The following is an 8,338-nucleotide window of genomic DNA, read 5'->3' as shown; positions in this document are numbered from 1 at the left end:
CACACCCGTTCCCATACCGAACACGGAAGTTAAGCTCTTTAGCGCCGATGGTAGTTGGGGGCTTCCCCCTGTGAGAGTAGGACGTCGCTAGGCAACAAAACAGTCAGCTGTGCGCTGACTGTTTTTTTACTTTCTCTTTTGATAACTTTTAACTCTACTAAAGAGATTGTTCAAAAGTGTTTTCTGAATTTAAAAAATGCAAATAAATGCCTCGAAAATGTAGTTAATTATTTGTATTGTTTATCTTAATTGTTATTTGTTAAAAATCTGAATTGTCTTTCTTTTATAAGTTCCTTGACAGTAGCAGTCCACGTTGTTAATCTTACAATTAATATTCTTTTAACTATAGGAGGAAGTTACGAAAATGTGGGAGACTAAATTTGCCAAAGAAGGTTTAACTTTTGATGATGTATTATTAGTACCAGCTCATTCCGAAGTACTACCGAAAGATGTTGATTTATCTGTTCAATTAACACCAAAGATTAAATTAAACATCCCAATGGTCAGCGCAGGTATGGATACAGTTACAGAGTCTAAAATGGCGATTGCTATGGCACGTCAAGGCGGTATCGGTATTATCCATAAAAACATGGGGATTGATGAGCAAGCTGAACAAGTAGAAAAAGTAAAACGTTCTGAAAATGGTGTTATTACAAACCCATTCTTCTTAACTCCGACACATCAAGTTTTCGATGCTGAGCATCTAATGGGTAAATACCGAATCTCTGGTGTTCCTATTGTTGATAGTATGGAAAATCAAAAGCTAGTAGGGATAATTACAAACCGTGATTTACGTTTTATCTCTGACTACTCTTTAAAAATTGAAGATGTAATGACGAAAGAAGATTTGATTACAGCACCAGTGGGAACGACTTTAGAGGATGCTGAAAAAATTCTTCAACAATATAAAATCGAAAAGCTTCCAATTGTAGATGAAGAAGGTAGATTAACTGGACTTATTACAATTAAGGATATCGAGAAAGTGATTGAATTCCCGAATGCTGCGAAAGATACACATGGCCGTTTATTAGTAGGCGCGGCAGTTGGTGTATCAAAAGATACGATGGTACGTATTGAGAAGCTTGTTGAAGCACAAGTTGACATTGTTGTAATCGATACGGCCCATGGTCATTCAGAAGGCGTATTACAAACAATTCGCTCAATCCGTGAGACTTACCCTGAGCTAGAAATCATCGCTGGTAATGTTGCTACTGGAGAAGGCGCACGTGCATTATTTGAAGCAGGAGCAGATGTTGTTAAAGTAGGTATCGGTCCTGGTTCTATTTGTACTACACGTGTTGTAGCAGGTGTAGGTGTACCACAAATTACAGCAGTATATGATTGTGCTACAGTAGCTCGTGAGCTAGGTAAAACAATAATTGCTGATGGTGGTATTAAATACTCTGGTGATATCGTAAAAGCTTTAGCAGCTGGAGGCAACGTTGTAATGCTTGGTTCTCTTCTAGCAGGTACATCTGAATCTCCTGGAGAAACAGAAATCTTCCAAGGCCGTCGCTTTAAAGTTTATCGTGGTATGGGTTCTATTGGCGCAATGGAAAAAGGTTCTAAAGATCGTTACTTCCAAGAGGATGCAAAAAAATTAGTACCTGAAGGTATTGAAGGCCGTCTTCCTTATAAAGGACCATTAGCTGATACAATCTACCAACTGATTGGTGGTATTCGCGCTGGTATGGGTTATTGTGGAGCTCCACATCTGGAGCACCTACGCGAGAATGCACAATTTGTTAGAATGACAGGTGCTGGTCTTCGTGAATCACATCCACATGATGTACAGATTACAAAAGAATCACCAAACTATTCCATGTAATATATTACTTGCAACTTTTATGCTTTCGCATCGTCTACAAAGATGGCGCGAGAGCATTTTTTTATGGTAGAGAGTCAACACGTTTGTTGTTATCTATGATAAAATGTCGAGGACAAGATTATTTTTTGGAGGGCTTTAAAGGTGAAAAAGAAAATGAACACCGTATTACGCTTACTCCTAATTCCTGTTTTATTATTTAGTATTTTTGCAGGTATTCCTGCAAAGGCAAATGCGGAAACAGATTTAGGATTAACAGTGGATGCTGCGATTTTAATTGATGCAGATTCAGGGAAAATTTTATTTGAACAAAATGCAGATACTTCACTAGGTATTGCAAGTATGACAAAGATGATGACTGAATACCTGTTATTGGACGCGATTGATGCAGGGAAAGTTAAATGGGATCAAGAATATCACGTAACAGATTATACGTATCGTATGTCTCAAAATCGTGCATTAAGTAATGTACCTTTACGTAGAGATGGCTCTTATACGATTCGTGAGTTATATGAGGCAATGGCAATCTATTCAGCAAATGCAGCAACCGTAGCTATTGCTGAAACGATCGCAGGTTCTGAAACTGAATTTTTAAAGTTAATGAATAAAAAAGCAGAAGAACTTGGTTTAGAGGGCTATAAATTTGTCAACTCTACTGGTCTTAATAATGCTGATTTATTTGGTATGCATCCATCAGGCACAGGCCCAGAAGATGAGAATGTGATGCCTGCAAAATCTGTAGCAAAATTAGCATATCATTTATTAAAAGATCACCCAAAGGTATTAGAAACATCTAAAATTGCAAAAAAGACATTCCGTGAAGGAACAGAAGATGCAATTAAAATGTCTAACTGGAACTTTATGTTACCGGGATTAGTGTATGAATATCAAGGTGTAGATGGATTAAAGACAGGTACAACAAACTTTGCAGGTCACTGCTTCACAGGTACTGCAGAGCGCAACGGTACTCGTTTGATTGCAGTTGTAATGAAAGCTGTTGATGCAAATGGACAAGGGTCCTATGAAGCTCGCTTTGATGCCACAGCGAAATTATTTAACTACGGCTTTTCACAATTCTCAAAGCAAGAAATTTTACCAGGGAACTATACATTCAAAGATCACAAAACAGTTAAAGTGACAAAAGGTAAAGAAGACAAAGTATCGATTGCAGTAAAAGAACCAATTTCATTTATGATTAAGTCTTCTGATAAAGACTTATATAAACCTACATTGGTTTTAGATAAAAAGAGTTTAGAGGCAGACGTTAAAAAAGACACTGTTGTAGGAAAGGTCGTTATTGAACGCACAGAAGGCACAGATTACGGCTTTATTGATGGCAAGGATATTTCATCCGATGTTGTCACAACAGAGGCTGTAGAGCGTGCTAGCGGTATCTCATTGTTCTTCCAAGGTGTAGGTAACTTCTTCGGTAATTTATGGGGAGGCATTACAGACTTTGTTGGTGGATTGTTTTAATATTTAAATACGAGCACATGAATGCACTTAAGCATTCATGTGCTTTTTCACATTTTTACACGCTATAGCATACGCTAATAGGCGAAAGGATGTGGCTAAATGTGTGGCATTACAGGCTGGGCTAGTTTTCAAAAGGACTTAAGAACAAGTGACACAATATTAAAATCGATGACGCAAACATTAAATAAGAGAGGGCCAGATGATGAAAATATTTGGTGTAGTGAGCATATTGCATTTGGCCATCGACGGTTGGCTGTTATTGATTTAATCGGTGGCAAACAGCCAATGAAAAAAATCCATGATGGTTTGAACTATGTCATTACATATAATGGCGAACTTTATAATACAGAGGAGCTACGTAAGGAACTTCAAAAAAGAGGGCACAGCTTTACAACACAATCGGATACTGAAGTACTATTAACTGCCTATATTGAATGGAAAGAGCAGTGTGTAGAATTTCTAAATGGTATTTTTGCCTTCGGTGTTTGGGATGAGCAAACACAGTCTTTATTTTTGTGTCGAGACCGACTAGGCGTAAAACCCTTGTATTATACAGAGCAACAAGAAGGTGTACTTTTTGCATCTGAGGTGAAGGCTCTGCTAGCACACCCCACGGTTCAAGCATGTGTAAACGTTGAAGGGTTGGCAAGTATGATGGCTGTAGGACCTTCTAGAGCGCCAGGTAAAACCCTTTTTCAAAATATTGAAGAATTACGACCTGGCTATGCTATGCGATTCTCTAGAGAAGAAGGTTTAAGAAAGTGGCCGTATTGGCAACTACAAAGTCGTAGACATGAAGAAACATTGGGAGAAACAATTGAACATGTTGGTTTTTTGTTAACGGATGCTATAGAACGTCAGCTAGTTTCGGATGTACCCATTTGTACGTTTCTTTCAGGAGGACTAGATTCCAGTATTATTACAGGCATTGCAGCAAATAGATTCCAACAGCAAAACCATCAATTGCATACGTATTCTATTGATTATGAAGACAATGAGCGCTTCTTTAACCCACATTCTTTCCAGACCTCCACGGATACGTACTGGATTCAAAAAATGTCAGAAACTTTCAAGACAGCTCACCACGCAGAGGAAATCACTCAGCAACAGTTAATTGATTTATTAGTGGAATCGGTCATTGTTCGTGATTCCCCAGGTATGGCAGATGTAGATTCTTCGTTATTATGGTTTTGTCGTGAAATAAAAAGGGAATTTACTGTAGCGCTATCAGGAGAGTGTGCAGATGAAATTTTTGGTGGTTATCCATGGTTTAAAGATAGGACTACTGGTTTCCCTTGGATCCGTTCATTGTCTGAAAGAAGTGCATTACTCCAAGAGAAGTGGAACAAAAAATTAAAAATTGAAGCCTATGCACAACAACTATATACACAAACAATAGCTGAAGTTCCTTTGCTAGATGGAGAAGGTCTAGCAGAGGCAAAGCATCGTGAAATGTCCTACTTAAATATGCTATGGTTTATGCAAACATTATTAGAGCGGAAGGATCGTATGAGTATGGGGGCAAGTTTAGAGGTACGTGTCCCTTTTGCAGATCATCGGCTTGTAGAATATGCCTGGAATATTCCGTGGGAAATGAAGAATTTAGATGGAATAGAAAAAGGATTACTTCGAAAATCAATGGCACATCTATTGCCGAATGAAGTGTTATATCGTAAAAAAAATCCTTATCCAAAAACATATCATCCTATCTATACAGCAGGAGTGCAAAAATGGTTGAAGGAAATTCTACATGATAAAAATTCAATTTTGCATGAACTATTTGAACGACAAAAGCTTGCGGAGTTAATTGAATCGGGAGGTAGCTCTTTTAAGGTTCCGTGGTATGGGCAATTAATGGCAGGTCCCCAGCTTTTAGCTTATCTAGGGCAAATTCATACTTGGTTTGAGCATTATCAAATTCAATTAATTGAGACTTAATATAAAACGACCCATCTACGTAGATGGGTCATTTTTTTGTATACTCCAGCAATCCATCAACTGCTCAATGGATGATTCGATTGCTTGTACGGGAATCCCTCCAAAACCTAATAAAAATTGAGCTTGTGAAGATTCATAGTGATCTAGTCTATAGGCTGATAATGGATAAATACCGATTTCTGCTTGAGACGCGAGCTGTTGTAATTGTTTTTCTGAAAATGTGTGTTGAACCTCTAATAAAATATGCATACCCGCTTGTTCACCAGTAATGTTAATGGATGATGAATATTTTTCTAAAATAGAAGTTAGTTTATCATGTTTTTTACGATAAATTTTACGCATACGATTGAGATGCTTTGCAAAATGCCCATCACCCATAAAATTTGCTACAATATGCTGATCAAAACGAGGCACCGTTGATGAATAATAATTAAAGACATCGTTATAAGTAGCAAGTAGTTTAGGTGGAAGTACAAAATAAGCTACTCGCAAGGATGGCATTAAAGATTTAGTAAAAGTACTCATGTAAATAACTTTATCGTTTCGATCTAATGCGTGTAGGGCAGGAATTGGTTTTCCAGCATAACGAAATTCCGAATCATAATCATCCTCAATAATATAACGAGAGGTGCTTTGTGCCGCCCAATTTAAAGCTTGTGCTCGTCTTGTAGCAGATAATACAGCCCCAGTTGGGAATTGATGTGAGGGTGTAATATACACAACATTAGCATTTGTTTCTTCAAGATCATGAATAATTATGCCCTCTTCATCAACTGCAATTGGATAAACTTTTCGTTTATGCTGCGAAAACATTCGATGGACGGCAGGGTATCCTGGGTTTTCTAATGCAAAGCTGGTGTCCTCACTAAAAAGACGGAGAATCATAGGGAGGAGCTGCTCCGTCCCTGAACCAATAACAATTTGTTCAGGGTGGCATACAACACCACGGGATTGATATAAATAATTAGCAATCTCTGTGCGTAAAGACAGTTCACCTTGTGGTTCCCCTGTTAATAATAGCTCCTTTGAGGTATCGTCAAAAAGCTCTTTTGCATACTTTCTCCATGTTTGAAATGGAAAAGCATCGATATCAATAGATCCTGGATTAAAATCGATTTTGTAAGACTTTTTCTTAGGATGTTCATTAATGGACGCCACAGTATCTTGTTGAATGTAGGGCAGTTCATCTATTTCTTCTACAAAATAGCCAATACGTGATTTGGACATAATATAGCCTTCAGCTAAAAGCTGAGCATAGGCAATTTCAATTGTTGTTTGGGAAATGTTTAAAAAATCAGCTAATTTTCTTTTTGAAGGCAGTTTTTCTCCTACAGTTATTTTTTTAGAAATAATAGCTTCTTTAATACCGTTATAAAGCTGATCATAAAGCGGTTTATCACTATCTCTTTCAAGCTGGAATAAAAGCATATCCATGATCTGGAACCTCCTGACCCTATAAATATTTTAAAAACTGGATATTTTGATATGGTCAATTTCTATTATACTAAACTTCATCATAAAGGTGGAGGTTAGAAAATGAAACAAACAGGTACAGAGCTAGTAAAGCGTGGAATGGCAGAAATGCAAAAAGGCGGCGTCATTATGGATGTCATTAATGCAGAGCAAGCAAAAATTGCAGAAGCTGCAGGTGCTGTAGCAGTTATGGCATTAGAAAGAGTACCGTCAGATATTCGGAAAGCAGGTGGCGTTGCACGCATGGCCGATCCTCGTATTGTTGAGGGAGTGATGGGGGCTGTAACTATTCCTGTGATGGCCAAAGCACGTATTGGTCATATTGTTGAAGCACGTGTCTTAGAAGCAATGGGTGTTGATTATATTGATGAAAGTGAAGTTTTAACACCAGCTGATGAAGAATACCATTTATTAAAAAGTGAATACACAGTACCGTTTGTGTGTGGCTGTCGTGATTTAGGAGAGGCAACCCGTCGTATCGGGGAAGGTGCCTCGATGTTACGAACTAAAGGTGAACCAGGTACAGGGAATATTGTGGAGGCCGTTCGCCATATTCGTAAAGTAAATGCACAGGTTCGTAAAGTCGTAGGAATGACAGAGGATGAATTAATGACAGAGGCGAAATTACTAGGAGCTCCTTTCGAGTTATTAAGAGAAATTAAACGTCTTGGTCGTTTACCAGTAGTAAACTTCGCAGCAGGAGGAGTGGCAACGCCTGCTGATGCAGCCTTAATGATGGAACTTGGAGCTGATGGCGTTTTCGTTGGTTCAGGTATTTTTAAATCTGAGAACCCTGAAAAATTTGCACGTGCCATTGTAGAGGCGACTACTCATTATAAAGACTATAAGATTATTGCGGAAATATCAAAAGAGCTCGGAGTGCCAATGAAGGGGATTGATATTGCACAGCTTGGACACAACGAGCGTATGCAAGAGCGAGGTTGGTAGCATGAAGCGAATTGGTGTATTAGCATTACAAGGAGCAGTTCGTGAGCATATACAAATGTTAGAAGCTCTTGGTTGTGAAGCAATTCAAGTAAAACAAAGAAAGGATTTAGGAAACCTAGATGGACTTGTGTTACCAGGTGGAGAAAGCACTACAATGAGAAAATTGCTGGATCGATTTGATCTGCTAGAGCCAATTCGTGGACTTGCTCAGCAAGGATTACCGATGCTTGGTACATGTGCGGGAGTAATTTTATTAGCCAAGGATCTAATTGAAGATGAACCACATTTGGCTGTGATGGACGTGACTGTAGCAAGAAACTCGTATGGACGTCAGGTGGATAGCTTCGAAGTACAACTAGATATTCCTAAAGTAGGTGTAGGGATTCCAGCAGTATTTATTCGTGCACCTCATATTGAAGCGGTAGGTAAAGGTGTTGAAATTCTTGCACAACATGAAGGGAAAATAATCTTGGCACAAGATGGCCATTTATTGGGTTGTTCGTTTCATCCCGAATTAACAGAGGATACACGAATTCTTGAATATTTTGTAACCTCTATGGTATGACTTGCAAAATTTGTTTTCATATAGTACAGTATGTTTAAATTTTAAATAACTGAACACGATGATGGGAAGTAGTAGCAAGCACGTTTTTTTTAGAGAGTCAGCGGTTGGTGGAA

At 38.4% G+C, this 8,338-nt stretch carries 6 protein-coding genes, 1 rRNA gene and 1 other annotated feature (1 of these 8 cut by a window edge); of the genes, 6 read left to right on the top strand and 1 reads right to left on the bottom strand.

Annotation, left to right across the window (positions count from 1 at the left end; translation table 11 throughout):
• From rrf to asnB, 4 genes are all read left to right on the top strand, one after another.
• Positions 1-93, top strand: a 5S ribosomal RNA gene (gene rrf, locus ACFY5C_RS40885); the annotation flags it as partial.
• A 271-nt stretch (positions 94-364) separates the two neighbouring features.
• Positions 365-1,828 (top strand): IMP dehydrogenase, encoded by a 1,464-nt coding sequence (guaB, locus tag ACFY5C_RS40880; RefSeq protein ID WP_004233999.1) that lies wholly within the window; start codon positions 365-367, stop codon positions 1,826-1,828.
• 153 nt (positions 1,829-1,981) lie between these two features.
• Complete coding sequence (locus ACFY5C_RS40875) at positions 1,982-3,301, top strand: D-alanyl-D-alanine carboxypeptidase family protein (protein WP_389455149.1); 1,320 nt, start codon at positions 1,982-1,984, stop codon at positions 3,299-3,301.
• A gap of 99 nt (positions 3,302-3,400) precedes the next feature.
• Positions 3,401-5,239: an asparagine synthase (glutamine-hydrolyzing) gene (asnB, locus tag ACFY5C_RS40870; RefSeq protein ID WP_387256521.1), complete on the top strand. Its 1,839-nt coding sequence runs from the start codon at positions 3,401-3,403 to the stop codon at positions 5,237-5,239.
• A 15-nt stretch (positions 5,240-5,254) separates the two neighbouring features.
• Here asnB and ACFY5C_RS40865 read toward each other — a convergent pair whose 3' ends face one another.
• Complete coding sequence (locus tag ACFY5C_RS40865) at positions 5,255-6,673, bottom strand: PLP-dependent aminotransferase family protein (RefSeq protein ID WP_083225388.1); 1,419 nt, start codon at positions 6,671-6,673, stop codon at positions 5,255-5,257.
• 102 nt (positions 6,674-6,775) lie between these two features.
• Here ACFY5C_RS40865 and pdxS point away from each other — a divergent pair, with 102 nt between their 5' ends.
• Together pdxS and pdxT are read left to right on the top strand one after the other, a co-directional pair.
• The gene (gene pdxS, locus ACFY5C_RS40860) at positions 6,776-7,660 is read left to right on the top strand and encodes a pyridoxal 5'-phosphate synthase lyase subunit PdxS (RefSeq protein ID WP_387256520.1); all 885 of its coding nucleotides are present in this window, start codon (positions 6,776-6,778) and stop codon (positions 7,658-7,660) included.
• A 1-nt stretch (position 7,661) separates the two neighbouring features.
• Positions 7,662-8,225 carry a pyridoxal 5'-phosphate synthase glutaminase subunit PdxT gene (pdxT, locus tag ACFY5C_RS40855; RefSeq protein ID WP_279493552.1) on the top strand — a complete coding sequence of 188 codons (564 nt, stop codon included), beginning with the start codon at positions 7,662-7,664 and terminating at the stop codon, positions 8,223-8,225.
• Positions 8,226-8,274: 49 nt separating this feature from the next.
• Positions 8,275-8,338: a binding site (T-box leader), on the top strand; it runs 156 nt beyond the window's last position.

It is taken from the genome of Streptomyces sp. NPDC012935 (assembly GCF_042900345.1).
GTDB lineage: Bacteria > Actinomycetota > Actinomycetes > Streptomycetales > Streptomycetaceae > Streptomyces.
This window is presented reverse-complemented; position numbering and strand designations above follow the sequence as displayed.